Source organism: Ruegeria sp. BE3 (genome assembly GCF_056538865.1).
Genome location: NZ_JBQFTW010000002.1, coordinates 395,270 through 422,056, shown reverse-complemented (window position 1 = coordinate 422,056; position 26,787 = coordinate 395,270). Strand labels below are relative to the sequence as shown.

The window sequence follows — 26,787 nt, the reverse complement described above, 5'->3', positions numbered from 1 at the left end:
GAATTGAATCCTCACGAAATAGGAAAAAGGTATGGAATTAGAAATACTTAGAGAGATAAATCTCAAGAACGAGAAAAGCGTTAGCGAAAAACAAATTGCAGAGTTGATTAAATCTTCACCCGGGTGCCTCGGATTAGGTGAATTGGATCTGATCGGAGCGGAAGTGCCGCAGGTTGGTGGCGGCTTTCTAGACCTTCTTCTTCAAGACAGTGAGCCGACTCGTTTTTGCGTGGAAATTCAACTTGGCAAAACCGACCCGTCTCACATTATTCGCGCAATAGAATATTGGGACTTGCAGCGCTCGCGCTACAAGGGAATCGATCACGTTTGTGTATTGATTGCAGAAGAAATCACCGGTCGCTTCTTTAACGTTATTACGTTGTTAGGAAATTCAGTGCCGATAATTGCTCTGAAGCTTTCGGCTACAAAAAGCAATCTCGGTTTAAGTATCATGTTCTCCAAAATCTTGGATACACGGCAAGAATACTATGGCAGCGACAAAGAGCTCGAAGAGTTCGTTGAAACAGATCGCTCATATTGGATTGAACGTGCGTCTTCAGCTTCAATCGGTGTTGTAGAGCGAATTTTTCAACTGATGGAAGCCCAGATCCCAAACTCAGAACTCAACTTCGCCAAACACTACATTGGACCTAAAATCGACGGTCGCTCGCGAAACTTCTGTGTCTTTCACCCCAGAAAATCTACAATGGTCCTTGAAGTTAGGCTGCCTCAAGAAGCTGAAACATTGGCATCAATCGAAGAGTCTATGTGTGATTATCTGGGCTATAATCAAAGGTATGGAACATACAAATTCAGCCTGAAGTCTGACGATGAGGGGTTGAATGATCAATTTCTTGTCGAACTGATCTGCAATGCGCACGATCAAATGATGAGTTGATGGTCGTAGGATGGGTTTCCAATCCTTCACTCCGAGGCGACCAAAGCGCATGATGGGGTAAAGCCCCATCTTACAAGCCGCGCCAAAATAATAACGGGCGGGGAAATCCCCGCCCCATCGCTTACCCCTTATCCCAATGGGCAATCACATCATACCCAACCGGCGTCGGCGGGCCTTCCATGAATTCGGCGAAATGGCCCCATAGCTCGGCCACTTTGGGCGCGTTCGCGTTCGAGGTCGCCTCGCTCTCGACCACCGAGATCACATAGCCCGAGCCGTCCTCGTTCATCACATTGGTAAAGCTGTGCATGCCGGGCATGCCCATGATTTCGGATTTCAATTCATTCATTTTCGCCGTCGCCGCCTCGCGCGTGCCGGGCCTCATTTTGTATTGGGTAATACGTGCAAACATCACTTTTCTCCCTCGCCTGGCGAAATTGCCATAAGACGTGACCGGGACGGCCGCGCCGCGCGCAACGTAACATAGCGACTTGAAATCTCGCATTGATACTTGAGGAATCAGGCTATTTTCAACCTAGCACCTTACCCAAACGCAGGCCCTGACACTTCAAGGTTGCAGCCCAGCGTCCCCTCCGCCACGTTTGAGATCACAAACCGTATTTCCAAATGGTTGCCATGACATACCCGAACACCGTGCCCAACACGAGTATTGCGAAACGTGTCGTGCAGGGGATACGCGGGGGGCAGACCGAGGATCTGGCGCGCGACGCAGTGAACAATCAGGCCGTTTCGCGCGACACCAATCTGTTGAGATAAGGCAGGTCGCCACTCTTGCCTGAGGTCCATCAGCAGCTAAATAATCGCCCATGCGCGTCATTCTGCTATCACTCATCCTAGCCACGCCAGCCACCGCATGGGAGGCAACGGTCGGACAAATTTGCACCCTGTCGCATGACACGAGCACGGCACAGATTTTCCTGACCTACGACCCGGCTCAGCCGCTCTATACCCTGACCATCACTCACAAGGCCGAAGGCTGGACCCAGACCCCATGGTTTGCCATGCGGTTTGACGGCCCGAACCCCATCGAAATCGCTACGGAACGTCATGTGTTGTCGGGAAACGCTGCATCCCTTACCGTGACGGACACCGGGTTCGGCAATGTTTTGGATGGGCTAGAATACAATCAGACCGCCTATGCCTTTACACCAGACAGGTTGACCGAGTTCGCACTGGATGGCGCCGCACCCCAGGTGCGCCTCTTTCGCGACTGCGCCAGGGCTCCGCTGTCCTGAGCGCATCCCCGCAAAATGCAGATCAGGGTTTCAGGAACTTGGCGGTCCCGACGGTGCGCTCTTTCGGGGCCTCGACCTCTGGTGTGATCGTCGGAGCTTGTTGCGCAAAGCTTGAAACCGCGCGGGATGCGGATGGCCCACAGGCCACGCCATCGCCATCGGGATCGTTGCGTTTGTGATATCCCGGACCGCCCTCATAAAACGGACCGGGGACGAGCTTTTGCACGACATCACATCCAGCCATGGCTACCAGATGCACAACGGCTTCGGGACGGTCATAGTCGCTCACCCGAATATAGACCCCGATTGCGATCATCCCCGTGGTCAGGGGCAAGGCCAGCACCATCATCAGAATCCGGATCGGAGACAGAGCCTTGCGGCGCACAGCCTCAGCCCTGCGCTGCCGTCTGGTCAGGCGCGGGCCGGGCGTCGTCTGTTCTTTTGGTCGCTTAGGGCTCATGCAGGCCGTGATACGATGCCTATGTGGCAAAGCCATGGCCGCGTGGGCCCGAGGTCGAAAAATTATCCCTTAACGCACCACATGCACGGCGCATTTCGCGTGCCGCACGACATGAGTCGCGGTTGATCCCAACAGCAGATCCTGCATTCCGGGGCGATGCGATGCCATAATGATCAGGTCGGGCTTGTTCACCTCGGCCCAATCCAGAATCGTGCGCCCGGAATGGCCTTCCACGACCAGCCCCTGCGCGTTGGGCACCTTTGCCGCCAACGTGTCCAACTCTGTCTGGATGGCTTTACGGGCCTCGGAAAGATACTCGGCGGGCATGTAAGAAATCGCATAATCCGGGATATGCTCGACCACATGCAGCAATGTCACGTTGGCCTCGGGCGTCGCCAGCATCTGCGCCAGCTTCAAAGGTGCCGAGGTATCTCGTTCGGCATCAAAGGAAATCGGTACTAGAATATTGTGATACATGGCACATCTCCGTCATTGCGCCGCCATCGTCGCTGTAAACCTGCATCGCTGCCTTGATCCAGGTCAGGTCTCGCCAAATGTCTCGGCCACGTCATACATGACGGGTTCAAAGCTTTTGCACAGCTCATTGATCCGGCGATTGCGCTCGCGCATTTCTGGTGTGCGCAACATCGACAGGAAATCCTCGCGCCGCTCCCATTGTGAATAATTGGCAATGCGCGTCTGCGCATCGTTCACATGCAGCCCTGCAGAGATGAAACCGGGTTGTTTCGAAATGAAATGGGCATAGGCATCCGTCAGCGCCTCAAGAAGATCCTGACAGGTTCCGGGGGTCATCTCAAAGGTAGTAATGACCGTCTGATAGCTGTTGTTTTTGGAAATCTGCGGCATGTGGCTCCTCCTACTTTGTCAGGTCCAGCCTAACACAGCTTTCACAAACGCCATCTATTTCCTGAGCCAAAACCGGGATTTGGAGAATTTCTTTCCCAAGGATGAACAGGAAACTAACGATCCGTTAACCATGTCCGCGGATGCTGCGCGCATGGCCCGTCTGGTTCTCATATTCTTGCTATCCTTCGTGCTTTGCGGCCCGGGTAACGCCGGGGCATGGTTGCGCGAGAAAGATTCACTCTTTGCCGCGACCTCGGTCACTGCATTCCGGGAAAACGATGATGCCTACAAGTACAAGGGGGCGTTCTATGCTGAATGGGGGTTCAGGCGAAATCTGACAATCGGGCTGGACGCTGAAGAACATCAGGATCTTTACGGCCACGCCCTGGTCTTTGCCCGAATCCCTGTCGCTGATTTCGGTTCAGCCGGGCGCATAGCCGCCGAATTCGGCGCCGGGTTGCATCACCGGCAGGACGGCGCCTGGGCGATGTATAAAACCACATTGTCGTATGGCAAAGGTATCCGAACCGGGTTGGGTCCGGGATGGATCGCAGTCGACACAGCGCTGGAATACCGTACGCATGAGGCCTTGATCCGAAAGCTGGATTTCACTGCAGGTCTGTCATCGGGGCGGCGCTTCGACCCTCTGTTGCAAATCGAAACGTCATACGAGCCGGGTCGCCCTTGGTATTGGAGCGCCCGGCCCTCGCTGATTTATCGTCCGAAAACCGGTATAGCCAGCTGGGTCATTGGAGTTGAACGGAATTCAGTTCGCGAACACACAGGTTTCAAACTCGCATTATGGCTCAACTACTAAGCACCTCCGGTCAGGTATCGATCCGCAGAATGGCCGAGACTGTGCCTCTTAATGCCTCAGACCAACGTAGGCGGATATTGTTTTGGCTCGATCCCTGCTTCAGCTCGACATACGGTGCCGTGTAGCGCACTGAGTTAAAGACCGATCTCAGCGAGCTGACGGCCACCACCGCGTCGCACCCGCGCGCGCGACCACCAAACGGCAACCGCCCCTGCGAGCTGACCGTCCAGGCCGATGAGGTCGAACTTTGCGAGTGACGAACGCGTAGCGGGTTGGAACAAGGCGTGCTGATCCCATGGAACGTGTTGTTTTCAAAGCTGACATTTGTATGCCGCTCTGGGTTGAGGTTGGCAAAACTGGTATCCACGCGCTCTGCCCGGTCAATATCCACATTGGCGACCCGGAACTTGTTGCCAGTCAACGTCAGACCATTCAGAAAATGCCCCGATCCATAAGGACGGATCACGAAGTAGCTAAACCAAGGCGCGACATTGCTAGCATAGAAGATATTGTCTGTGACGCTCAACGCGCTGAAGGAATAACCAGTGCTGTAATCAGGGTTCGGATCCCGTTCATTGGTCCATTCGATGAAGCAGTTGTCGACATAGTTCTCGGCAACCGAAGAGCTGTTGTACCCTCCTATCAGCACAAGCCCCGCGTTGCGGATACCGTTGGGCACGCTGTCACCCTGGAAAAAGTGGTTACCCAGCACCAGATTGTTGTCACCGCCCAAAACCGCAAAGTGGTGGAACCGCGTTGCCCGGTTATGGCGCAGCTTGACGTCATTGGCATTGGTGTTCAGCGCGATTGAGCTGCGATCCGCCACGTCCAAACTCTCTTCGGTCGATAGGAACTGACACCCGTCGATCAACATCCCCTGACAGCCTTGCCCGATTGAGGTAATGCCGCGATCCTTGGGACGGCTGATAAAGCAATCCTTCAGCACAAAGGTGTTACCCCCAGGCGACAGACGGATCGCGCTGCAACGACCGTTGCACTGGAACTCGATCCCTTCCATGTTGAACTTCTGCAATGCGCTGAAACCGCTAAAGTCCAACAGATATTTGAATGCCGTAAAGGTAAAGTTCTGCGTCCCAGCTGCATCATAGATCGGTTCGTTCAACGTGATTTCACCAGCGCTGTCATCTTTGGAACGCACATAAATCTCGCGCCCCACCCCACTGCCGGTGACCAATGAACCCACAGGGATGTTTGCGATATTGGCCACATTGGTGAGTTTGCGGGAATCGCTCGGATCATAGGTTGCGACCGACTCAAAACTCTCGGTATCCCAGGCTGCACTGCTTTTGACGTCGAACTGACCGTTGCGCACCACCCGACGGGTGGCGTAGCCGGTTCGGTTGGGTACGGCGGCAGCCATGTTAATGGGCTCGGTCACCGCTATCTTGCGCCCACCCAGGTCGAGCGATTCATGGTCAGAACTATTCAGCAATGCCTGAAACGCTTTTTTGAAGGCCAGCATCTCATCCCCAAAGGCTGAGATATAGGTGGGCAGATCGTAGTTCTTGGTCAGCAGAAGCATCTTGTCATCGGGCATCGTCACCGTGCCGTCGAACTCGATCTCGGAGCCGATAGAGGTATTCTCGTCGAGCAGGAACGTTCCCTGTGGCACATAAATCTTGCGCCCGTTCGCAGCCTGATCCGCCGCCTCGAACGCCTCCGAGTCATCGGTGGAACCATCACCTACAGCGCCAAAGTCACGTACATCGACAACGCCGATCATGTCACGCAGGAACGCGCTCGTAATGTCGACAATCTCAAGATCGTCAACCCGCACCACGGCTCCGTTGGTGCCGTCGACATTCAGCCCGAAATGACCATAAAACGCCGCAGGACCCCAAGGCATGTCTACACCCGGCCGCTGACCAACGCCCACGATCGCCGTGATCTCATGCACCGTGCCATAGCCGGTCAATTGTGTCGCCGGGCCCTGCTCGACCAAACCGCTCACATGCGTATCCCCGGCACCCCCGGCCCAACCCGCTATCCGCACTTCCGGCAGAGGTCCACTGATCGCCTTCACCCGTGCCTTGATCTGCAAATAGCAGCCCGGCAACAGCTGCGTCTGACCCATATAGCGCAGTTGCTGCGTGGCCTCAGTTTTGTAGATCTCCAGACAGCCTGCGAAATCCGCATCCGCTGGCACAAACACACCCGTACCCGACCCCTCATAGGTCGGCGCGCCAGGCGTGCCGTCGCCGCTGGACCATACTCCCAGACCATCCGCGAATGCTGGCGGCATAAACACGATACCGTCGGTGATAGCCTTGTTCATGAAAATCCCTTTCCCAATCGCGCCATCGCGCGCCAAAACCCAAAGCTCAGGACATTCCCCGAGCGCGGAGGTCTTGGTATCGAAAAGGAATTAATCGCAGCTCATATCACCGTGACGGTGGTGTTGCATCACGCCGCCGGATCGGAGTTGCCCAACAATTGCACACCATTGATCTTCCAGCCGTTTTCTTGCCGGATCATTTGGTAATCGAGGATATGGACACGACCATCTCGGTCCACCACCATAACCTTCTGCCATAAGGCACCATTGATCTCGCGCAGCTCCAGAAACCTTACATCTGTCGGGCGCCAGACCATTGGATAGCCGCGCCGCACCATGATACCGAAATTCTCGGGCGACCCGAACAGGCGTTGGATATTGGGGCTGGCAAAGGTGAAAGCGGTGGCGAAATCATCCGCCTTGAAGGCCTGTATCTGCGCCGAGATATTTGCCTCGATCTCGGCGTTTTGCGCAAAAGCGCCCGAGGCCAGCCCGGCACTCAGAGATACAGCAAGCAATAGTCGACGCATGGGGCCACCTCCTGAACCAAGGGTAGCCCCACACGAGGTCAGGTCAAATCAGACCAGTTCTCCGGCCAATGCCTTGTCGATCAGAGCAATGGTTTCCGGCACACCATAAAGCGCGATGAACCCACCGAACCGAGGCCCCTGCGACGCGCCCAGCAGCACTTCATAAAGCGCTGTGAACCAGCCGCGCATCGGATCAAACCGCTCGCGCCCGATGGCATAGACCACCGATTGCAGTGCCTCATCTTCCATCGGTCCATCATAAGCTTCTAGGGCTGCCTTCAACGCCTCCAGCGCATCCCGCTCCTGATCCGTCGGCGCACGATGCTGGCGCGTCGGTTTGACAAAATCGTTGAAGTAGCGCACCGCAAAGCCCGCCGCCTGATCCAGATCGGGATGCGTTTCGGCCGTAGCCTCCGGCGCATAACGACGGATGAAGCCCCACAGCGCCTCTTTGTCCTCAGCCCCCGACACGGACGCGAGGTTCAGCAACATGGCGAAAGGCACCATCAGCGTTGATTCAGGAACTTCTCCGCCGTGGATATGCCACACCGGATTGTTCAACTGCGCTTTCAGGTCCTGCCCCGGATAGGCCCGCAACTGCTGATGATACTCATCATAGGCTTTCGGGATCACATCGAAATGCATCCGCTTTGCTGTCTTGGGCTTCTGGTACATGAAATAGGCCAACGACTCGGTCGGCGCATAGGTCAGCCATTCGTCAATCGACACACCATTCCCCGACGACTTGGAAATCTTCTGCCCATTCTCGTCCAGAAACAGCTCATAGCTAAAATGCTCGGGCGCGCGACCGCCAAGTGCCCTACAGATCGAGTCATAGATTTTCTCGTTGGTGGCATGTTCCTTGCCGTACATCTCGAAATCGACGCCCAAAGCTGCCCAGCGCGCGCCGAAATCCGGCTTCCACTGCAGCTTCACATTGCCGCCGGTGACTGGAACAGTCCATTCCTTGCCCGTCTCATCATCGAAGGTCACGGTATATGTCTCGGCACAGACCTTTTTCATCGGCACATACATCACCCGCCCGCTTTCAGGATGCAGTGGCAGGAAGATCGAATAGGTTTGCTGGCGCTCTTCCCGCAGGCTTTTGAGCATGATCGCCATGATCTCGTCATAGCGTTCAACCGCAAGCTTGAGCACTTCATCAAACTGACCGGATTCGTAGAATTCCTTGGCCGAGTAGAACTCGTATTCGAACCCAAAGGTATCGAGGAACCGCCGCAGCATCGCGTTGTTATACGCGCCAAAGCTGTCATATTCGCCGAACGGATCAGGCACCGAGGTCAATGGGCGCTGCAAATGCTGCTCGAGAATCTCCGGGTTCGGCACGTTGCTGGGCACCTTGCGCATCCCGTCCAGATCGTCCGAGAAACAGATCAGCTTGGTCGGGATGTCCGACAGCGCATCAAACGCGCGCTTGACCATCGTGGTCCGCGCCACCTCACCAAAGGTTCCGATATGCGGCAGGCCCGAGGGGCCATAGCCTGTCTCGAACAGCACAAACCCCTTCTCCGGAGCACCTTTCTGATAGCGTTTGAGCAACCGACGCGCCTCTTCAAACGGCCACGCCTTGGACGTCATCGCGGTTTCACGCAGTTCAGACATAGTAGTTCAGCTCCATCGGAAGAAATCAGCCCGCCGCCCTATGCAGCCGACCGACCCCTCCTATTGTGCCGGTGCAGCATGAGTCAACAAAGCACGGGCATTTTTGGGAGTTGAGTGGTTGGCGAAGCCTCTGACCGATTGGGCGTATTCGTCAATCCATCGCGATATTCGCGCAGGCCGGGTTGATCCGGCGTGGCGTGGTGTGGTCACCGATGGCACGTTCGGAGAGCCGTAGGATGGGGTTTCACCCTATCATCTGAGAGGATGGAGTTGGATATGGTTTGGTGCGCGGGAAAAGATGGTGCGGCTGTTCGGGTATGTTCTTCGAGTGAGTGATGGAGTGTAATCCCATCATCCGCTTGCTATCAAACGGTCTGGCTTAACTGGAACAGGGTCAAAAAGCTTGCAAAAAAATCGTAAATTTCTATCCTGATTTGTATTTTAAGAATGTGGTTCATTGGTAGTGTAATGGCTTGTTTTTTGAAGACTTACAAAGATGAAATAAGCTCTGCGGCGGCAATTTTGGCGGTTGTAGCCCTAGGGCTGAGTTTCTGGCAATTCAAATTGACTAGAAACGCCGTGCAAGCGCAGGCGATATCTAATCTACTTAATAGTGGGAGAGATCTCTCTCAAGACTTGGCTGATAATCCGGAAATCGCAGCTAGAGTTTTCGGAGTAGACCAAGCTGAGATAAAATACCGGACCCTTGTCCGCAAAACACTGAGCTTTTTGTCAGAGCAGTACGTTTTCTATGACAACGGTCTTATCGATAGTTCAGTGTGGAAGCGCGCCAAGGAAGACATGTGCGCTGTGTACTTGATCCCTTCATTTAATGAAATGGCTATGCCCATGTTAGAGGCTAGCAGCTATCCGGAAGACTTCGTCAAAATATTGAAAGACTGCTGATATGCTAAAGAAGATCGCTATTGTTCTGGTATTATTGCTTCCAAATGTTTCGTTTGCTTGGTTGTTTCAACCTCAAACGAATGACAACATTTCAGAGGATACAGTGCTTCAGTTCAGCTCTGCCTCTGAGATTACTATGTCTGCTTTTTCGATTGTATTTTCGACTTTCTCCCAAGCTGAAGGTGGTGAGATATCGATAAGCGATGTTGGTTCTTTTTCTGATGTTGTTGGCAGTCTTGAAACAGCTCGTGAACTATATACGAGTTTACCTCAGGAAGAGCTCGAAAGCGTTTTGATTGATCAAGGCCTCATAGCTCAAAACACATTAAGGATGATCCAGCGGCAGGGGGTTGAAATTACCACCGTGAAGGATCTGGCAGATTACGCTGCATCAAGCTGCAATCAAATAGCTCAGCTTATGATTCAACTCGAAGCTCAAAAATTTGGCCCGAACGACGCGGCAAATGAGGAATCAAGAAGATTGGTAAATCAGCTAACTTGGAAAATAGCTGAGTTCACCGTCGTCTTAAATTCGATATCTGGAGCTCTTGCTGTTCAATAAGAACCGGAACCTTTACCGCGCGAACTTCTTATGCTTCAACCGCTTGGGCTCCAGCGCGTCCGGTCCCAGACGGCGCTTCTTGTCCTCTTCGTAATCCTCGAAGTTGCCCTCGAACCACTCCACGTGGGCATCGCCCTCAAAGGCCAGAATATGCGTACAAATCCGGTCTAGGAAGAAGCGGTCGTGTGAGATGACGACGGCGCAGCCGGCGAAATCGACCAGCGCGTCTTCCAGCGCACGCAGTGTTTCAACGTCGAGGTCGTTGGTCGGTTCGTCGAGCAGCAGGACGTTGCCGCCCTCTTTCAGCAGGCGGGCCATGTGGACGCGGTTGCGTTCACCACCTGACAGCAACGAGACCTTCTTCTGCTGGTCGCCGCCCTTGAAGTTGAAGGACGAGCAATAGGCGCGGGAATTGACCTGCGCGTCGCCCAGCTGGATGATCTCGGCGCCGCCGGTGATCGCCTCCCACACGGTGTCGTTGTCTTTCAGGTCGTCGCGGGACTGGTCGACATAGGACAGTTCAACGGTATCGCCCAGCGTGATGGTGCCTGCGTCGGGCTGTTCCTGACCTGTGAGCATTTTGAACAGGGTCGATTTACCGGCACCGTTGGGGCCGATGACGCCGACGATGCCGCCGGGGGGCAGGGCAAAGTCCAGCCCTTCGATCAGTTGCTTGTCGCCCATGTGCTTCGACAGGCCCTCAACCTCGATCACCTTGCCGCCGAGGCGCTGGCCGTTGGGGATGACGATCTGGGCGCGGGTCAGCTTTTCGCGTTCGGACTGGTCGGCCAACTCGTTATAGGCGTTGATCCGGGCCTTGGATTTGGCCTGACGGGCCTTCTGGCCTTGGCGCATCCATTCCAACTCGCGTTGCAGGGTCTTCTGCTTGGACTTGTCCTCGCGGGCTTCCTGTTCCAGCCGCTTGGCTTTTTGTTCCAGCCACGCGGAATAGTTTCCCTCGTAGGGAATGCCGCGGCCACGGTCGAGTTCCAGAATCCAGCCGGTGATGTCATCGAGGAAATAGCGGTCGTGGGTGACGATCAGGATGGTGCCCTTGTAGTCGATCAGGTGCTGTTGCAGCCAGGCGATGGTCTCGGCGTCCAGGTGGTTGGTCGGTTCGTCGAGCAGCAGCATGTCGGGCGCTTCCAGCAGCAGCTTGCAGAGCGCCACGCGGCGTTTCTCACCGCCCGAGAGGTTGGCGATGTTGGCATCGTCCGGCGGGCAGCGCAGCGCTTCCATTGAGACGTCGATCTGGCTGTCGAGGTCCCAAAGGTTTTCGGAGTCGATGGAGTCCTGCAGGGAGGTCATTTCTTCCATCAGTTCGTCGGAATAGTTCTCCGCCATCTCGATGGCGATTTCGTTGAACCGATCGACCTTTGCCTTTTTCGCGGCCACGCCCAGCATGACGTTTTCGCGGACGGTGAGGGACTCGTCCAACTGCGGTTCCTGTGGCAGATAGCCGACCTTGGCACCCTCGGCGGCCCATGCTTCACCGGTGAAATCGGTGTCGAGGCCCGCCATGATCTTCATCAGCGTCGATTTACCCGCGCCGTTGACGCCGACGACACCGATTTTCACGCCGGGCAGAAAGCTGAGGTGGATGTTTTCAAAGCACTTCTTGCCACCGGGATAGGTCTTTGAGACACCCTGCATGTGGTAGACATATTGATAGGCGGCCATGTCGCGTCCTCTGGGTCGGGGAAATTGAGTTGAAACGCTGGATATCCGAGGCGGGCGAGCGGGGCAAGCTGGTGGTTTTGTGAATTTTGCACCGTGCTTGTATGGGCTAAAGAGCTTCAACCGATAGGAGAGACTGGATTGTCTGAACTGGCAGAGTTGATCGCGGGCTGGGCGCAGCCGGGTCGTATTGAATGGATTGGCTTGCGACCCAAACGGCGACTGGAGATGGTTTCAGAGGATACAGCTAACATTTCCGTTTCTGGCCTCGACGGCGACCGTAGCAGCGCGGGCAAGCGGGCGGTGACTTTGATCCAGCAAGAGCATCTGAGGGCGATTGGGTTGTATCTGGGGCGAGGATCGATTCCGCCTGACATCTTGCGGCGCAATCTGGTGGTGTCTGGGATCAATCTGGCAGCGCTCAAGGGGCGTGAGGTGCAGGTTGGTGATGCCATTCTGCGCTTTACCGTAATCTGTGCGCCCTGCAGCCGGATGGAGGAGGCGTTGGGCGCAGGTGGCTACTCTGCCGTGCGCGGGCATGGGGGTTGGTGCGCTGAAGTTATCCGGCCCGGGCGCGTAAAGCTGGGCGATGCGGTGCAACCTGTTGATTGACAACGCCTCCCAGTTCTGAACATCAGCGAGGGATGGAGCGATACCACATTCCATATGCGCGGCCAGGACAAGTGATCGGGCTGTTCGGCGGATCTTTTGATCCGCCCCATCGCGGTCATGTTCATGTCGCACGCGAGGCGTTGAAGGCGTTCGGGCTGGATCGGGTGTGGTGGCTGGTGTCTCCGGGCAATCCCTTGAAAACACACGGACCGGCGCCTCTGGCACAGCGGATGAAGGCCGCGCGTGCAGTGATGCAGCACCCAAGGGTCGAGATCACAGATATCGAGACGTTCACGGGCACACGGGCAACGGCGGATACTATAGTGGCGCTGCGACGGCTTTATCCGCAGGTCCGGTTTGTCTGGCTGATGGGCGCGGATAATCTGGCGCAGTTTCACAAGTGGAAAGACTGGCGGCTGATCATGGATAGCATTCCCGTTGGCGTCGTGGCGCGACCGGGGGATCGGATTTCGGCGCGGATGTCCCCGGCGGCGCGGCTCTATGCCAGATACCGCATCGACGGGCAGGCGCGGCATTTGCTGGGCCGGGCCGAGGCTCCGGCCTGGTGTTTCGTGAACGTGCCGATGGTTGACGTCAGTTCAACTGATCTTCGCAATCGCGGCATCTGGGGCGATGGGGTGTTGCCCGAATGACTCCAGTCAGCGCATAATCTTAATCAAGTGATTGTCTATATTTAAGCTCTGGGATTCTAATAGACCCATGGTTGATCGTATTTCGCGTCGTTTGTTTCTGAGTGGATTGGGGGCGTCTCTGGTTCCGGGCACGGGCCTTGCCGAGGCGCCTTTGGTGTCTCTGCGCCCTCAACTGCGCGGACCGTTGGTGAGCGCCTCCGAGCGGCTTGTAAAGGCCGCAGGGCTGCGGGGCGAAGTTGTCTTTGCCGTTTCCGATGTAAAAACCGGAACGCCATTGGAGGTATTCGGCGAAGGCGCAAGCTTGCCACCTGCCAGCGTCGCCAAAGCTCTGACCGCGCTTTATGCCTTGGATGTTCTGGGTCCTGAGTTTCGGTTCGAAACAACTCTGATCGCGGATGGTCCGATCGAAAACGGAATCCTGAAGGGCGATCTGATCCTCGCCGGAGGCGGTGATCCGCTGCTAGACACAGATGCGCTGGCCACAATCGCGGCCAATCTGCGCAAGGCCGGGATTACCGAGGTGCGCGGCGCGTTCAAGGTCTATGACGGAACGCTGCCTTATGTTTTCAGCATTGAACCGGGGCAGCCCGATCATCTGGGCTACAGCCCGGCAATCAGTGGAATTTCTTTGAATTTCAACCGGGTGCATTTCGAATGGAAGCGCGAAAGCGATGGCTATGGCGTGACCATGGACGCCCGTAGCACAAAATACACGCCTTCGGTCGATATGGCCACGATGCGGATCGAAAGCCGTAGTCTTCCTATCTACACCTATCAGCCCAGTGCAAGACAGGATCGGTGGACCGTGGCCAAAGGCGCGTTGGGCAATGGGGGCGCGCGGTGGTTGCCAGTGCGCAAGCCCGCGCTTTATGCAGGCGATGTGTTCCGAACGCTGGCGCGCGTGAACGGGATTGTTCTGGGCCGGGTACAGGTAACCCAACAAGCCTCGCAGGGGGTGCCTTTGGTGATCCATCAAAGCGACCCGCTACAGAGCATTTTGAAGGGAATGCTGAAATACTCGACCAATATCACCGCCGAGATGGTCGGTATGGCGGCCACAAAGGCGCGTGGGATAAGACCTGAGAACCTCGCAGAGTCAGCGACAGAAATGAACCGCTGGGCGACCGAGCGGTATGGAGCGGACGGGATTGCGATGGTGGATCATTCGGGGCTCGGGGATGCGTCGCGCATGGAGCCCGTGGCGCTGACCAAGATATTGGCGACGGCGGGCAGCTCTGATCAGCTGAGACCGTTGCTGAAACCATTTGCCTTGACCGACCAGAACGGGCGACCGGTCAAGAACCATCCGGTCCGGGTGGATGCAAAGACTGGAACGCTGAACTTCGTCTCAGGTCTTGGTGGCTATCTGACTACAACAGATGGGATAGAACTCGCCTTTGCCATATTCACCGCAGATGTCGCCTATCGCGCCAAAATCCCGCGCGCAAATCGCGAACGACCCGAAGGCGCGCGCCCTTGGAACCGGAAATCACGCAAATTGCAACGGGCGTTGTTGGAGCGTTGGGGCTCGCTTTACGGCAGCTAGATGGTATGCCGTGCACGTGCCCCGCGCTCGATGGCGGCGGCATGCAGGCGATCGATGCTCAGCTCATAGCGGATTTCTTCCAGAAGGCGCAGCTCGGTCTCAGCCAATGAACCATCGGCGGCAGCCACATCGCAGGCCAACGCATAGGCGGTCTCATTCAGACGTTCGGGCAGGTTTTCGCGAACCAGACCGAAAAGGGCGTCCAACCCATCCTCTTGCTCAAACAGATCAAACACGATTTGCGATACGCGGCGGGTGCGATCGATATCGTAGTCGGCAAAGACCGGCAGCATGTTGACCGCGGTTTCGATCTTGACCAGTTCGGCGGTGCGAATGGTTTCATCCGAGGCGGACACCGCGACCATGATCGCCACAAGGCAATCCTGCGGAGACATGGGATGTGGCATTTGCTCGGTCATATTATCGTCCTGAATGGTTATATTACACGCGCACGATAGGAGGGGGTGCGAACAGGTTCAACCGCTTGTTTGTGTTGTTGGCGTTCCAGTGCCGTGCGCAATGAATGTAGGCACATGCGGACGCCCAAACTCTCGGAGAATTCTTGCGCAATTCGGATAACGATCTCCCAAACGGCGTCGCGACCAGAACACTCCTCTCTTGCCACGCGTTCGTCTCAATGCCATATCCACAACGCTAACGTTTTTCTATTTCGACCTACTGTCTCCTTCATGGGCGCTCAGTCATTCGATCCAGACCGACGACGCCAGGCTGCCGCAACTCCGTGGGCAGCACCAAAACAGGAGACAACGGATATGCCTACAGGTACCGTAAAATGGTTCAACACCACCAAAGGCTTCGGCTTCATCGCACCCGAAGAGGGCGGCAAAGATGTGTTCGTGCACATCTCAGCTGTCGAACGCTCGGGCCTGACGGGCCTGGCCGACAACCAGAAAGTCACTTACGAGCTGCGCGCAGGCCGTGATGGCCGCGAAAGCGCGGATAATATCGAACTGGCCTAAGCCGTTCAAAGGGCGGAGCTTTCTCTCCGCCCTCTTCCTTGGCCACGACTAATGTGTGGCCCGCAGAATACATCACATTTCAGTTATGCATCCCCGCCGATTGACCAAATCGGCTATCCTTTCAAGACTAGGATCAAAAGTTCATTGGTCTTTGGAAGGGACGCAATATGTTCACTCGCCGCGCTTTTGTGGCTGGGACAGCTGTCTGCCTGCTGCCCGGCACAGCCAGTGCCAAGAAAGCGGTCGAATACGACCCGACACCGCAGTTTGTGCGCATTAAGAAGCAGTTTCAGCCAGGTCAGCTGCTGGTCGCACCGCGGTCATTCTACCTTTATTACGTGACCGAACCCCGCAAGGCTGTCCGCTACGGGTGCGGCGTTGGCAAAGCCGGCCTCGAGTTCACGGGTTCGGCCACCATCGACGTCAAGAAAGAATGGCCGACTTGGCGGCCAACCGACGAGATGATCGAGCGCGACCCGGTCACTTACGCCAAATTCAAGGACAACGACTATGTCCAGCCCGGTGGTGGAGACAATCCTCTGGGCGCACGCGCGCTCTATCTGTTCCAGAATGGGGTCGATACATATTTCCGTATCCACGGCACCACGCAGCCGCAGACCATCGGCCATGCCGTTTCAAACGGTTGTATCCGAATGCTGAATGAGCATGTGATCGACCTTTATAACCGGGTGCCGATCGGAACCGTGGTGACAGTGGTCTAGGGGGCCGACCAATCCACATCGTCGGCTTGCTCGATACGCAGCCATCCGTCAGGCCACGGACTGGCGAGGTTTTGGGCCTCTTCTTCTGTTCCGTTCAACCAAAGCTCAACACCATCGCGGTCTAGTAACACGCCCATCCGATGATGGATGGGCTTCACGTCCGCATTCGGCTCGCACGTCACCGCAGCAACCTGATCAACGCACAGCCCTCCGGGTGCCTGCCAGACGTCGGTGATCGCAGCAAACAGCAAGGGTGATCCATCCTTGGCCGAGATGCGCCAAGCGGTTTTGCGCCGCTTCTCTCCGGTCCACTCATACCAACCGTCAACAGGAATAACCGCACGCCCGACGCCTTCGAAAGCGCTTTTGTCGAAGACGGTCTCGGAGCGCGCGTTGATGATCGTCTCCATCACCGGACGCCCTCGCGCATTCACCCGGCCAACCGGGATCATGCCCCAGCGCATGAGGGTCAGCCCGGTACCGGTCAGAACAACCACCTCCTCTCCCGGCTGGATATTTTGGCGCGCTGGTTGTTCGGGGATGCTGCCCGGAATTCCCAGATCATCTGCGATCTGCGACGTCGGTCGTGTCAAAAAGAACCGTCCGGGCATCGGAAACCTCCTATTTAGCGGCCTCCTCAGCCAGCACCAGCACCTCGGGCCCTAGCGCTTCTACTATCAAGGACACGCCCTGCGCGTTGGGATGAATCCCATCGGCTTGCATATACTGACGCGCCGCTGCCGGATCACCCGAGGCCGTCAGACCCTCAAAGAAGCTCTCGGCATAAAGCGCGTCAAATTGTTGTGCCAGTTCCGGATACATGCTGTCGAAACGTTGTTTATAGTCGGCCCCGTAGTTGCCCGGGGCCTGCATGCCGATCATCAATACCTCAACCTCTGAAGCTTCAGCTGCGCTCAAGATGGCCTGAAGATTGGCGCGCGAGACGTCCGGATCGATCCCGCGCAACAGATCATTGCCGCCAAGCGCTACGATCATCCCGTCCACGTCTGGTGTCAGAGTCCAGTCGACGCGTGCCGCGCCCCCGGCGGTGGTATCACCGGAGACACCTGCGTTGATCAACTGAACCTGCGCTCCCTGATCCTCTAACCAACGTTGCAGCTGCGGAACAAAACCATCCTGTTCGGGCAAGCCATAGCCCTGCGTTAGAGAATCCCCCAACGCGGCGATCACGACCGGCTGGGCAGTCGCTGCAAAACCGCAACAGATCAACGCTGCGGCCATCAAAGTCTTGCGCATTTTCTGTTTCGCGCCATATCCCAATGAACCGTACTCCCCTAACTGGGCTGATTGATGACGACACCTGTTCTCTCCCTCCAAGATGCCGCTTTATCGCTGGATGGCAATGCCGGACGGGTGGATATCCTGCATGACATCTCTTTGACCCTAAACAAGGGCGAAACGCTGGGGCTGGTCGGCCCGTCCGGGTCGGGCAAATCCTCGCTGCTGATGTTGATGGGCGGGTTGGAACAGGCAACGTCGGGCTGCGTCAACGCGTTGGGCCATGATCTAAGCACGATGAACGAAGACGCTCTGGCCCGGTTTCGGCGCGATGCGATGGGGGTTGTGTTTCAGAATTTCCACCTGATCCCGACGATGACAGCGTTGGAGAATGTGGCCACGCCATTGGAACTGGCAGGCCACAAAGATGCGTTTTCGCGAGCGGAGGCCGAATTGAACGCCGTAGGCCTCTCACATCGCCGGGACCATTATCCGGCGCAATTGTCCGGCGGTGAGCAACAGCGCGTCGCTCTGGCCCGTGCAGCGGCCCCGCGCCCGCAAATCCTGCTGGCGGACGAGCCCACCGGCAATCTGGACGAAACCAATGGGGCTGCGATCATTGACCTGTTGTTCGGGTTGCGCGATCGCCACGGTGCAACCCTGATACTGGTCACACACAGCCACAGCTTGGCTCAGAAATGCGACCGCGTCATACGTTTGCGGGATGGCCGGATCGCAAAGGACACACAGCGCGAGGCCGCCGAATGAGCCTGCGCATGGCCGGGCGGCTGGCACGTCGCGAGCTGCGCGGTGGGTTGCGCGGGTTTCGGGTGTTTCTCGCCTGCCTCGCGCTTGGGGTTGCGGCAATTGCTGCCGTAGGCTCGGTCCGGCAGGCGATTCAGACCGGCCTGACGCAGGAAGGGGCCGCGCTGCTGGGTGGTGATGCCCAACTGGAATTCACCTATCGCTTTGCTGATGACCAGGAACGCGCGTGGATGGAACAGACTGCGCAGGCGGTCTCGGAGGTCGTTGATTTCCGGTCCATGGCTGTCACGGAAAACGGGGGCGAAATACAGCGTGGCCTGACGCAGGTGAAGTCGGTGGATACTGCCTACCCGCTGGTGGGTACGGTTCAATTGCTGCCAGAGTTGCCCCTGCCCGACGCATTCAAAGGGGCTGATGGTCTGCCAGGGGCCGTGATGGACCCATCTTTGATCGACCGGTTGGGCCTATCAATTGGCGATCAGTTCGCCCTTGGAACCCAGTCTTTTGTCCTGATGGCGTCGCTGGAACATGAACCTGATGGTGCTGCGGATGGGTTCACCTTGGGGCCACGCACCTTGGTGCGCACGCAAGATCTGCAAGCCTCGGGCCTGCTCGCGCCGGGCACTTTGTTTTCCACCAAGTATCGGCTCGATCTACCGCGGGGCGCCGAATTGGAAGCTCTGGCAACCGAGGCAGGACAAACCTTCGACGGCACTGGTATGCGATGGACCGATGCGCGCAACGGCGCGCCGGGTATATCCGAGTTCGTTGGCCGCCTGAGTGCCTTTCTGGTGCTCGTCGGCCTCTCTGGCTTGGCCGTCGGAGGGATCGGCGTGTCCGCGGCCGTACGTGCCTATCTGGCCCAGAAAACGGAAACCATCGCCACGCTGCGCACACTCGGTGCGGATCGGGCAACGATTTTCCAGACCTATATGATCCAGATCGGAGTCCTATCGGGTATAGGCATCCTCCTGGGCCTCATTATCGGTGGAGCGATCCCGTTGCTGATCGCCCCCATCATCGAAGCCCGCCTGCCCGTCCCTGCCGTCTTCTCGCTTTACCTCCAACCATTGGCCGAGGCCGCGCTTTATGGGGTGCTGACAGCCTTCCTGTTCACGCTCTGGCCGCTGGCCCGAACCGAAGAGGTGCGCGCTGCGACCCTGTTCCGCGATGCGTTGTCAACGACCCGCAGCCTACCCCGTCTGGTCTATGTCGTCGCAACGGCAATCGGGCTGGCCCTGTTGATCGGTGCAGCCTCGTGGCTCAGCGGCTCAACCTGGCTGACGCTCTGGACTAGCGGCGGGTTGGCCGGCGCACTTGCACTTCTGGCACTCTCGGCCTTCCTGATCCGCAGACTGGCGCGGATGGGTACGCCCTGGGCCAGAGGTCGCCCGTCCCTGCGGTGGGCTCTGTCGGCAATTTCCGACCCGCGTGAGGGCGCATCCTCGGTGGTGCTGTCTCTGGGCCTCGGCCTTTCGGTCTTGGCGGCGGTGGGTCAGATCGATGGAACCCTGCGCAACGCCATCTCGGGTAACCTGCCGGATGTGGCTCCGTCCTATTTCTTCGTCGACATTCAAAAGGACCAGATGCCGGGCTTTACCGAGCGGCTGGAAACCGATCCCGCCGTAAGCCGTATCGAAAGCGCCCCAATGCTGCGCGGGATCATTACCCGAATCAATGGCAGGCCCGCCCGCGAGGTCGCGGGGGATCACTGGGTTCTGGAAGGCGACCGAGGCGTCACCTATTCAAATCTGCCGCCACAAAATGCAAGGATCACCGAAGGCACGTGGTGGCCCGAGGACTACACAGGCCGACCGCAGGTCAGTTTTGCCGCCGAAGAAGCCGCCGAGATGGGCCTGAAACTGGGCGACGAACTGACGGTTAATATCCTCGGCCGCGACATCACCGCCGAACTTACGTCTTTGCGAGAGGTTGATTTCTCAACTGCCGGCATCGGCTTCATCATGTCGATAAACCCATCGGCCCTTGCCGGTGCTCCCCACAGTTTCATCGCGACGGTTTATGCCGAGGAACAGGCCGAAGCCGCCATCCTGCGCGATCTCGCGGGGCAGTACCCCAATATCACCGCAGTTCGCGTGCGCGACGCCATCGACCGCGTATCCGGTCTGTTGGCGGGGCTCGCCGCGGCGACGTCCTATGGTGCGGGCATATCCTTGCTGACCGGGTTTCTCGTCCTGATCGGCGCAGCAGCGGCGGGTGAGCCCGCGCGGCGGTATGAGGCTGCAATTCTGAAAACGCTCGGTGCCAATCGGGGCCGCATCCTACGCAGCTTCGCCCTGCGCGCGATTCTGCTAGGGGCGGCGGCGGGCTGTGTCGCGCTGCTGACAGGAATCCTGGGCGGTTGGGCCGTTGCGACCTATATCTTCGACACCGGATTCACGATCATCTGGCCATCCGCGCTCGGCATTGTCCTCGCGGGCATCGGCGTGACGCTGGGCGCTGGCGTGGCTTTTGCCTTGCGCCCGCTCTCGGTCCGGCCCGCTCGTATCCTGCGGGCCAGCGACTGATCTCAGCGCACACAGGCCACGGGCTGCAGAATCTTCAGCAACTGGTCGTTGTCACAGACCAAAGCGTCCAGAGTGATTTCGTCCAGCGAGGCGTAAAACACCTCAGCCGCATCCTGCAGCGCCAGCCGCAACCGGCAAGCATCGGTCAGCGGGCAAGTATTGTCGGCATCCGCAAAACACTCGGCAATCGGAAGACCACCTTCGACGTGACGAAAGACCGATCCGATCCGGATCTGATCCGCGGGTCGCGCAAGCGACATGCCTCCATTACGGCCGCGCTGCGTGCTCAGATACTCCAGCTGGCTCAGCTGGTTGATTACCTGCGCCAGATGGTTTTCCGAGATATTGCACACCTCGGCGATCTCGGCCTTCGTTACCAGCCGATCCTGATGGGCGGCGCAATACATCAGCAGGCGTACCGCTATGTTCGTCCTTTTGGTGATCCGCATCATGACCTCCCAAATTTCAAGATGCAGCCTTATTGCATGTCTCGTAAAAAGATTGTTTGACATACATCAATCATCACCGAAGGACGTAGCCCGCATGGTAGATCCCTATTTCTTTGGCTATGGCAGTCTGGTGAACCTCTCGACCCACGACTTTCCAAACCCGCGACCGGCACAGCTGAAAGGTTGGCGTCGCGCGTGGCGGCATACGGATCTGCGCCCCGTCGCCTTTCTAACGGCAGTCCCTGACCCGGCCTCAGAGATCGATGGAATGATCGCCCACGTTCCCCGAAATGACTGGGTCGCGTTAGACGAGCGCGAATGGGCTTATGATCGCATCACCGCAACGCACGCCGTTACACACCCCCTGAAACACGCGGTCGAGATCGCGGTCTATGCCGTCCCGAAAGGCAAGCACACCGAACCAACAGATCAGCACCCGTTGTTGTTAAGCTATATCGACGTGGTCGTTCAGGGTTATCTGCGTGCATTCGGGCCCGAAGGCGCGGACCGCTTCTTTAAAACAACCGACGGCTGGGACGCTCCGATCCTGAACGACCGTGCCGCGCCCCGTTACCCGCGCCATCAACAACTGAATTCGGACGAGACCGGTTTCGTTGACGAACACCTGACCCGTTTAGGCAGTAGGATCGTAGACCCAGCATAACAAAAGGGCAGGCGCACCGGCCTACCCCCTCTTAGTTCAAATATACTTCTGCCGGAACGACCCGCCATAAGGCGCGGTCGTTATCCGCGCGCCCGGATGACTTGCAACAATGGCAGCAGCGCCGCCATTTCCGGTCCACGCTCCATACCCGTCAGTGCCTTGCGCAGCGGCATAAACAGGCCTTTGCCTTTGCGGCCGGTGGCCTCTTTCACAGCTTTGGTCCAAACACCCCAAGTCTCGCCGTCGAACGGGCCTTCTGGAAGCAGAGCGATAGCGTCGGTAATAAACGCGCGATCCTCATCGGCAATCAGCGGCTCGGCCCCATCACGGCAGAGCTCCCACCAGCCCTTCAGATCGGCCAGGGTGGTAATATTCTCGCGCGCCATCTGCCAGAACGGCTCGGCCAATTCTGCCGGCACGCCCGCATCCGCAACAGCCTCTGCCACATCGGTCAGCGGCAGCGACTGCAGATGTTTCGCTGTCAGCGGAAACAAATCCTGCACGTCGAATTTGGTCGGAGCTGCACCAAAACGGTTTAAGTCGAAGCCTTCGATCAATTCGGCCATGTCAGACCGCAGCTCGACCGGATCAGACGAGCCCAAGCGTGCCATCAGGCTCAGCAGTGCCATCGGCTGCACGCCCTGCTCACGCAGATCACGCAGCGCAAGCGTACCCAGGCGTTTCGACAGCGCCTCACCCTGCGGACCGGTCAGCAGCGAGTGATGTGCGAAACGCGGGCAAGCACCGCCCAGCGCTTCGATGATCTGAATCTGCGTCGCCGTGTTGGTCACATGGTCCGAGCCGCGCACAACATCGGTCACACCCATCTCGGTGTCATCGACCACGGACGCAATCGTATAGAGGACCTGACCATCACCACGGATCAGCACCGGGTCGGAAACCGAGGCCGCATCGATCGAGATGTCACCCAGAATACCGTCTTTCCACTCAATCCGCTCGTGATCCAGCTTGAAACGCCAGACGCCATTGCCGCGCTCGGCACGCATGGCTTCTTTCTCGGCATCCGAAAGGTTCAGCGCCGCGCGGTCATAAACCGGCGGCTTACCCATGTTCAGCTGCTTCTTGCGCTTCAGATCAAGCTCAGTCGGCGTTTCGAACGCTTCATAGAAGCGTCCCATTTCACGCAACTTGTCGGCAGCTTCAGCATAGCGATCCAGCCGTTCAGATTGGCGCTCCACCCGGTCCCAGTGCAGGCCCAGCCAGTCCAGATCCTGCTTGATCGCATCAACGTATTCTTCCTTCGACCGCTCGGGGTCGGTATCGTCGATACGCAGGATGAATGTACCACCCACCTTGCGGGCAATCAGATAGTTCATCAGGGCGGTGCGCAGGTTGCCCACATGGATGTAACCTGTGGGCGACGGGGCAAAACGGGTGGTGGTCATGGGTGTCTCCTGTTGGCGCGGCTCTTGTCACAGGATTGGCGAATTGTCCAGTAGAGGCGTTCAGGTCGGCTGGACCGGCCAGTGCCGTTCAAGGTCTTCCAGACCGGCGCGGATCAGTTCGCCTAGAACATCCAGATCGATATCCGCCAGCTTGTTCACATAGAGGCACGATTTGCCCAGCTTGTGCTTGCCCAACCGGCGCAGGATATCCCTGAAATCCGTGTAGCCGGGCATGATATAGATCGACAGCGCCGCCTTGCGTGGGGAAAAGCCGGTGGCCAGAAATTCCCCCTCGCGCCCGGATTTGTAGCGGTAGTGATAACGGCCATAACCCACAATCGATGGTCCCCACATCACCGGCTCGAACCCAGTCGTTTCGCGGAATAACCTGTCCAGCGTTCGTGCATCTTCGGCCTTCGTCGCCGGTTGTACGGATGACAGAAACGCTTGGACGCTTTCGCGGGTGGGGACGGTCTTGTTCTCAGATCGCGGCATAAACAAAATTTAACACGCAATGTTCATCCCCGCAGCCCATATCATCTCGATATATACTGGCAAGAGACTCACGCCGACCTAACTCATCTATTGGTGTTCTGACAGGGAGAACAAAAATGACCATCAAACTCACACGCCGTGCTGCACTGGGTTCCGCAGCTGCTTTGCCGTTTGCCGCAGCTGCAACCCCGCTCTTGGCCGCCGGGACCGAAACCAAAGCCAACTCAACCATCGCCAAATCCTTTACGCTGGGCGATTTCACCGTCACCACATTGCTAGACGGCAGCCTGCCCCGCGACGGCGCCCAAGAGATTTTCGGCGGCGGGGCGTCTGATGAAGAATTTGCAAATGTCTCGGCCGAGAACTTTATTTCCCCGGACGTTGCGCAGTTCTTCTTTACGCCCACGCTGGTCAACACAGGGTCCGAGCTGGTTCTGTTCGATACCGGCCTTGGACAAGGTGGCATTCAGGCCGCGTTGGCGGATGCGGGCGTGACGCCTGATCAGATTGATGTGGTTGTCATTACCCACATGCATCCCGATCATATTGGCGGCATGACCACCAATGACGCTGCGACCTTCGCCAACGCGCGCTATGTGACCGCTGCGCCCGAGTATGATTTCTGGGCGGCACAGGACGCGGGCAACCGGGTCGGCGATCTGGTTGCAGCCAAAGTCACGCCACTGGCCGAAAAGATGACCTTCATCGGTGACGGTGGCGAGGTTGCATCGGGTATCACAGGGGTCGCGGCGTTTGGGCATACGCCGGGGCACATGGTCTATCATCTGGAAAGCAACGGCCAGCGTCTTGTTCTGACAGCCGACCTTGCAAATCACTACGTCTGGTCCTTCGCACACCCTGAATGGGAAGTGCGCTTTGATATGGACAAAGCGGCCGCCACGCAGTCGCGGCGCAATGTTCTGGGCATGCTGGCCGCGGACAAGGTACCAATGATCGGCTATCACATGCCCTTCCCTGCTGCCGGTTTCGTCGAGACCCGCGGCGACGGATTCCGCTTTGTCCCTGTCAGCTATCAGATGATGGGTTAAGACCTTAATATCCTGGGTCCGGCCGCACCTTTGAACCGTCCGTGAAACGGGACAGGCGAAAGGCGGCCGGATCAACACATGGCGCGGTCTGCATTACTAGATCGGCCACGAGGCGACCTGCGCCGGGGCCGATGCCAAACCCATGGCCCGAGAATCCGGTTGCGATGTACAGACCCGGCACGCGCTCGACGCCCGAGATAACCGGGACCGCATCTGGTGTAACATCAATCATTCCGGCCCAGCTTTGCACGACCTCGACAGCATCCAGCGCGGGCAGAGCATTGCGTGCCTGCGCCCAGGCGCGCCGCAATACCTTCTGCGACGGCTCGGGATCCAAAACCCGGCAATGCTCAAACGGAGTCACATCGGTCGGCAACCATTTGCGGTCCTGTCGCATCTCAGTCAGCCATCGCTGGGACAGACGAAAGCGCAGTGAACGCCATTCCTGACGGAAGGCAGGTAGAAACTGCCGGGCCAACCGAAAGCTGTCGGGAACGATGTCGACCGTGTTCTCATGGCCCGATGCAATCGAATAGCCACCATCTGATCGCTTGCGAATTGCAAACTCATCGCTCCAAAACGCAGCTTCAGGTCCGGCATCCGTCGGAGACGAGCGCATCACGGTGTTCATCACCTTCAACTGCGGCAGCTCAATCCCCGCATTTCCGGCAAACAGGCGCGACCACGCGCCACCTGCCAGAACGACATGGCTGCAGGCCACTCGACCCCGTTCTGTAAAAACCCCCGATATTCGTCCCGCCTGCATATCGACGCTGCGCACCGCACAATTCGTCATGACCGCAGCGCCTCGATCCCGCGCGGCTTCGACGATAGCCGAAGCAGCCCATTGAGGTTCGGCCCGTCCATCCTGTGGCATATAGAGCGCTGCACGCAGGTTCAGGGTGTTGTCAGGCAGCAGGTCCTCCAGTTCAGGCCCCGATACCATGTGACCACCGGTTTGCATCCCCTCGACATTCTTCAACCAACGGATCAGGTTGCCTTCACTTCTGGCTCCCGAAGCGCCGAACAGAATGCCGGATTGGACATAGCCCGTCTCGCGCCCGGTCCGCTCATCCAAGCCCTGCCAGATGTGGATGGCTTGCGTCATCAAGGGAATCTCGCGCGGGTCGCGCATTCCAAGCCGCACCCACCCCCAATTGCGTGAGCTCTGTTCGCCCGCGATCCGACCTTTCTCGCAGAGTAGAACGGACACGCCCCGTTCAGCCAGTTCAAGCGCGGTCGACGCACCGATTATTCCGCCGCCTATGACGACGACATCTACGCGTTTCGGAAGGATGAGATCAGACTCGACAGGCGTCGGAGTGGGGCCAGGCATCAGTCGCTCGGAATTGGGTCATCGAAGCGGTATCCAGCCCGATAACCACCGCGCTGACAATGCGGAACCCACGCAACCACGAGGGTTTCCACTGACCTGTGGCCATTCGGCCAAAGCGCAACTCAAACTGCTGCACTTATTCCTTGCTTGCTCAGGCTGCGCCGGACAGTTGCGCCCATTTCTGGCGCAGCGCAGAGGCGAAGCCCGGCTCAGGCCGCACGAACGAAGGTTCCTGCGGTCGCAACACTGGAAACTCTGCACGCGCAGGTTGCTTTTCCGTTGTCAGTGCAGGCGCTTCCTGTCTCAGGATGTCCGCGATTGAGGCATCCAGCGCCTCTTCATTCAGCTCACGCGGCGGCGACTCCATCGTTTTCAGTTGCGTCGGCGCGTGAAGCGGTTTGTCGTAACCATAAGTCATTTTGACCACCAATACTTTTACTGACATCCAACA

Annotated in this window: 31 protein-coding genes; 15 read left to right on the top strand and 16 right to left on the bottom strand. The window is 57.5% G+C overall.

The window, feature by feature from the left end:
• The first annotated feature begins 31 nt into the window (after positions 1-31).
• The gene (locus ACR0AZ_RS09520) at positions 32-898 is read left to right on the top strand and encodes a hypothetical protein (RefSeq protein WP_480470810.1); all 867 of its coding nucleotides are present in this window, start codon (positions 32-34) and stop codon (positions 896-898) included.
• A gap of 121 nt (positions 899-1,019) precedes the next feature.
• Here ACR0AZ_RS09520 and ACR0AZ_RS09515 read toward each other — a convergent pair whose 3' ends face one another.
• Positions 1,020-1,310, bottom strand: coding sequence for an antibiotic biosynthesis monooxygenase family protein (locus tag ACR0AZ_RS09515; RefSeq protein ID WP_480470811.1), 291 nt, complete (start codon positions 1,308-1,310; stop codon positions 1,020-1,022).
• Positions 1,311-1,534: 224 nt separating this feature from the next.
• Here ACR0AZ_RS09515 and ACR0AZ_RS09510 point away from each other — a divergent pair, with 224 nt between their 5' ends.
• Positions 1,535-1,675 (top strand): hypothetical protein, encoded by a 141-nt coding sequence (locus ACR0AZ_RS09510; protein ID WP_480470812.1) that lies wholly within the window; start codon positions 1,535-1,537, stop codon positions 1,673-1,675.
• Between the two features lie 50 nt (positions 1,676-1,725).
• Positions 1,726-2,154, top strand: a complete 429-nt coding sequence (locus ACR0AZ_RS09505; RefSeq protein WP_480667299.1) for a hypothetical protein — start codon at positions 1,726-1,728, stop codon at positions 2,152-2,154.
• Positions 2,155-2,176: 22 nt separating this feature from the next.
• Here the strand turns inward: ACR0AZ_RS09505 and ACR0AZ_RS09500 are convergent, their stop codons facing one another.
• The 3 genes from ACR0AZ_RS09500 to ACR0AZ_RS09490 all read right to left on the bottom strand — a co-directional run bounded on the left by ACR0AZ_RS09500 (position 2,177) and on the right by ACR0AZ_RS09490 (position 3,481).
• Positions 2,177-2,614, bottom strand: a complete 438-nt coding sequence (locus tag ACR0AZ_RS09500; RefSeq protein ID WP_480667298.1) for an excalibur calcium-binding domain-containing protein — start codon at positions 2,612-2,614, stop codon at positions 2,177-2,179.
• 69 nt (positions 2,615-2,683) lie between these two features.
• Entirely contained in the window at positions 2,684-3,091 is a 408-nt protein-coding gene (locus ACR0AZ_RS09495) for a universal stress protein (protein WP_480470815.1), read from the bottom strand.
• A 63-nt stretch (positions 3,092-3,154) separates the two neighbouring features.
• On the bottom strand, positions 3,155-3,481 hold the full coding sequence (locus tag ACR0AZ_RS09490) for an antibiotic biosynthesis monooxygenase family protein (protein ID WP_480470816.1): 327 nt from the start codon (positions 3,479-3,481) through the stop codon (positions 3,155-3,157).
• A gap of 130 nt (positions 3,482-3,611) precedes the next feature.
• On the opposite strand from ACR0AZ_RS09490, the gene ACR0AZ_RS09485 reads away from it, so the two are divergent.
• Positions 3,612-4,298: a hypothetical protein gene (locus ACR0AZ_RS09485; RefSeq protein WP_480667297.1), complete on the top strand. Its 687-nt coding sequence runs from the start codon at positions 3,612-3,614 to the stop codon at positions 4,296-4,298.
• 10 nt (positions 4,299-4,308) lie between these two features.
• Here the strand turns inward: ACR0AZ_RS09485 and ACR0AZ_RS09480 are convergent, their stop codons facing one another.
• From ACR0AZ_RS09480 to ACR0AZ_RS09470, 3 genes are all read right to left on the bottom strand, one after another.
• Positions 4,309-6,594: a glycosyl hydrolase family 28-related protein gene (locus ACR0AZ_RS09480; RefSeq protein WP_480470818.1), complete on the bottom strand. Its 2,286-nt coding sequence runs from the start codon at positions 6,592-6,594 to the stop codon at positions 4,309-4,311.
• Positions 6,595-6,722: 128 nt separating this feature from the next.
• Positions 6,723-7,124 carry a DUF4864 domain-containing protein gene (locus ACR0AZ_RS09475; protein ID WP_480470819.1) on the bottom strand — a complete coding sequence of 134 codons (402 nt, stop codon included), beginning with the start codon at positions 7,122-7,124 and terminating at the stop codon, positions 6,723-6,725.
• A gap of 48 nt (positions 7,125-7,172) precedes the next feature.
• Positions 7,173-8,747: a lysine--tRNA ligase gene (locus ACR0AZ_RS09470; protein WP_480667296.1), complete on the bottom strand. Its 1,575-nt coding sequence runs from the start codon at positions 8,745-8,747 to the stop codon at positions 7,173-7,175.
• 468 nt (positions 8,748-9,215) lie between these two features.
• On the opposite strand from ACR0AZ_RS09470, the gene ACR0AZ_RS09465 reads away from it, so the two are divergent.
• Both ACR0AZ_RS09465 and ACR0AZ_RS09460 read left to right on the top strand, forming a co-directional pair.
• Positions 9,216-9,653 carry a hypothetical protein gene (locus ACR0AZ_RS09465; RefSeq protein WP_480470821.1) on the top strand — a complete coding sequence of 146 codons (438 nt, stop codon included), beginning with the start codon at positions 9,216-9,218 and terminating at the stop codon, positions 9,651-9,653.
• Position 9,654: 1 nt separating this feature from the next.
• Positions 9,655-10,215, top strand: a complete 561-nt coding sequence (locus ACR0AZ_RS09460) for a hypothetical protein (protein WP_480470822.1) — start codon at positions 9,655-9,657, stop codon at positions 10,213-10,215.
• 12 nt (positions 10,216-10,227) lie between these two features.
• Here ACR0AZ_RS09460 and ettA read toward each other — a convergent pair whose 3' ends face one another.
• Positions 10,228-11,895, bottom strand: coding sequence for an energy-dependent translational throttle protein EttA (gene ettA / locus ACR0AZ_RS09455; RefSeq protein WP_480667295.1), 1,668 nt, complete (start codon positions 11,893-11,895; stop codon positions 10,228-10,230).
• Positions 11,896-12,033: 138 nt separating this feature from the next.
• Here ettA and ACR0AZ_RS09450 point away from each other — a divergent pair, with 138 nt between their 5' ends.
• The 3 genes from ACR0AZ_RS09450 to dacB all read left to right on the top strand — a co-directional run bounded on the left by ACR0AZ_RS09450 (position 12,034) and on the right by dacB (position 14,703).
• On the top strand, positions 12,034-12,504 hold the full coding sequence (locus tag ACR0AZ_RS09450; protein ID WP_480667294.1) for an MOSC domain-containing protein: 471 nt from the start codon (positions 12,034-12,036) through the stop codon (positions 12,502-12,504).
• Between the two features lie 32 nt (positions 12,505-12,536).
• The gene (locus ACR0AZ_RS09445; RefSeq protein WP_480667293.1) at positions 12,537-13,157 is read left to right on the top strand and encodes a nicotinate-nucleotide adenylyltransferase; all 621 of its coding nucleotides are present in this window, start codon (positions 12,537-12,539) and stop codon (positions 13,155-13,157) included.
• Positions 13,158-13,224: 67 nt separating this feature from the next.
• Entirely contained in the window at positions 13,225-14,703 is a 1,479-nt protein-coding gene (gene dacB, locus ACR0AZ_RS09440; RefSeq protein ID WP_480667292.1) for a D-alanyl-D-alanine carboxypeptidase/D-alanyl-D-alanine endopeptidase, read from the top strand.
• On the opposite strand, the gene ACR0AZ_RS09435 is transcribed toward dacB, so the two are convergent.
• Positions 14,700-15,122 (bottom strand): tellurite resistance TerB family protein, encoded by a 423-nt coding sequence (locus ACR0AZ_RS09435; RefSeq protein WP_480470827.1) that lies wholly within the window; start codon positions 15,120-15,122, stop codon positions 14,700-14,702. The genes dacB and ACR0AZ_RS09435 overlap by 4 nt on opposite strands.
• A 354-nt stretch (positions 15,123-15,476) precedes the next feature.
• Here ACR0AZ_RS09435 and ACR0AZ_RS09430 point away from each other — a divergent pair, with 354 nt between their 5' ends.
• Positions 15,477-15,683 carry a cold-shock protein gene (locus tag ACR0AZ_RS09430; protein ID WP_480470828.1) on the top strand — a complete coding sequence of 69 codons (207 nt, stop codon included), beginning with the start codon at positions 15,477-15,479 and terminating at the stop codon, positions 15,681-15,683.
• A gap of 167 nt (positions 15,684-15,850) precedes the next feature.
• Positions 15,851-16,405 carry a L,D-transpeptidase gene (locus ACR0AZ_RS09425; protein ID WP_480470829.1) on the top strand — a complete coding sequence of 185 codons (555 nt, stop codon included), beginning with the start codon at positions 15,851-15,853 and terminating at the stop codon, positions 16,403-16,405.
• Here ACR0AZ_RS09425 and ACR0AZ_RS09420 read toward each other — a convergent pair.
• Positions 16,402-17,016, bottom strand: a complete 615-nt coding sequence (locus ACR0AZ_RS09420; protein WP_480470830.1) for an SOS response-associated peptidase — start codon at positions 17,014-17,016, stop codon at positions 16,402-16,404. The two genes, ACR0AZ_RS09425 and ACR0AZ_RS09420, sit on opposite strands and share 4 nt — an antisense overlap.
• 10 nt (positions 17,017-17,026) lie before the next feature.
• Entirely contained in the window at positions 17,027-17,662 is a 636-nt protein-coding gene (locus tag ACR0AZ_RS09415) for an arylesterase (RefSeq protein WP_480470831.1), read from the bottom strand.
• A 54-nt stretch (positions 17,663-17,716) separates the two neighbouring features.
• Between ACR0AZ_RS09415 and ACR0AZ_RS09410 the strand changes: the two genes are divergently transcribed.
• The gene (locus tag ACR0AZ_RS09410) at positions 17,717-18,412 is read left to right on the top strand and encodes an ABC transporter ATP-binding protein (RefSeq protein ID WP_480667291.1); all 696 of its coding nucleotides are present in this window, start codon (positions 17,717-17,719) and stop codon (positions 18,410-18,412) included.
• The gene (locus ACR0AZ_RS09405; protein WP_480470833.1) at positions 18,409-20,937 is read left to right on the top strand and encodes an ABC transporter permease; all 2,529 of its coding nucleotides are present in this window, start codon (positions 18,409-18,411) and stop codon (positions 20,935-20,937) included. The genes ACR0AZ_RS09410 and ACR0AZ_RS09405 overlap by 4 nt, the downstream gene beginning before the upstream one ends.
• Before the next feature lie 2 nt (positions 20,938-20,939).
• On the opposite strand, the gene ACR0AZ_RS09400 is transcribed toward ACR0AZ_RS09405, so the two are convergent.
• Positions 20,940-21,386, bottom strand: coding sequence for an RrF2 family transcriptional regulator (locus ACR0AZ_RS09400; protein ID WP_480470834.1), 447 nt, complete (start codon positions 21,384-21,386; stop codon positions 20,940-20,942).
• A 94-nt stretch (positions 21,387-21,480) separates the two neighbouring features.
• Between ACR0AZ_RS09400 and ACR0AZ_RS09395 the strand changes: the two genes are divergently transcribed.
• Entirely contained in the window at positions 21,481-22,050 is a 570-nt protein-coding gene (locus tag ACR0AZ_RS09395) for a gamma-glutamylcyclotransferase family protein (protein ID WP_480667290.1), read from the top strand.
• 80 nt (positions 22,051-22,130) lie between these two features.
• On the opposite strand, the gene gltX is transcribed toward ACR0AZ_RS09395, so the two are convergent.
• Both gltX and ACR0AZ_RS09385 read right to left on the bottom strand, forming a co-directional pair.
• The gene (gene gltX, locus ACR0AZ_RS09390) at positions 22,131-23,456 is read right to left on the bottom strand and encodes a glutamate--tRNA ligase (protein ID WP_480667289.1); all 1,326 of its coding nucleotides are present in this window, start codon (positions 23,454-23,456) and stop codon (positions 22,131-22,133) included.
• A 60-nt stretch (positions 23,457-23,516) separates the two neighbouring features.
• Positions 23,517-23,951 carry a DUF1801 domain-containing protein gene (locus ACR0AZ_RS09385; protein WP_480667288.1) on the bottom strand — a complete coding sequence of 145 codons (435 nt, stop codon included), beginning with the start codon at positions 23,949-23,951 and terminating at the stop codon, positions 23,517-23,519.
• A 116-nt stretch (positions 23,952-24,067) separates the two neighbouring features.
• Here ACR0AZ_RS09385 and ACR0AZ_RS09380 point away from each other — a divergent pair, with 116 nt between their 5' ends.
• A complete protein-coding gene (locus ACR0AZ_RS09380; RefSeq protein WP_480470838.1) occupies positions 24,068-25,000 on the top strand; it encodes an MBL fold metallo-hydrolase in 933 nt (310 codons plus the stop codon).
• Positions 25,001-25,004: 4 nt separating this feature from the next.
• Here ACR0AZ_RS09380 and ACR0AZ_RS09375 read toward each other — a convergent pair whose 3' ends face one another.
• Both ACR0AZ_RS09375 and ACR0AZ_RS09370 read right to left on the bottom strand, forming a co-directional pair.
• On the bottom strand, positions 25,005-26,336 hold the full coding sequence (locus tag ACR0AZ_RS09375) for an NAD(P)/FAD-dependent oxidoreductase (protein ID WP_480470839.1): 1,332 nt from the start codon (positions 26,334-26,336) through the stop codon (positions 25,005-25,007).
• Positions 26,337-26,487: 151 nt separating this feature from the next.
• Positions 26,488-26,754, bottom strand: a complete 267-nt coding sequence (locus ACR0AZ_RS09370; protein ID WP_480470840.1) for a hypothetical protein — start codon at positions 26,752-26,754, stop codon at positions 26,488-26,490.
• Between the last annotated feature and the right edge of the window lie 33 nt (positions 26,755-26,787).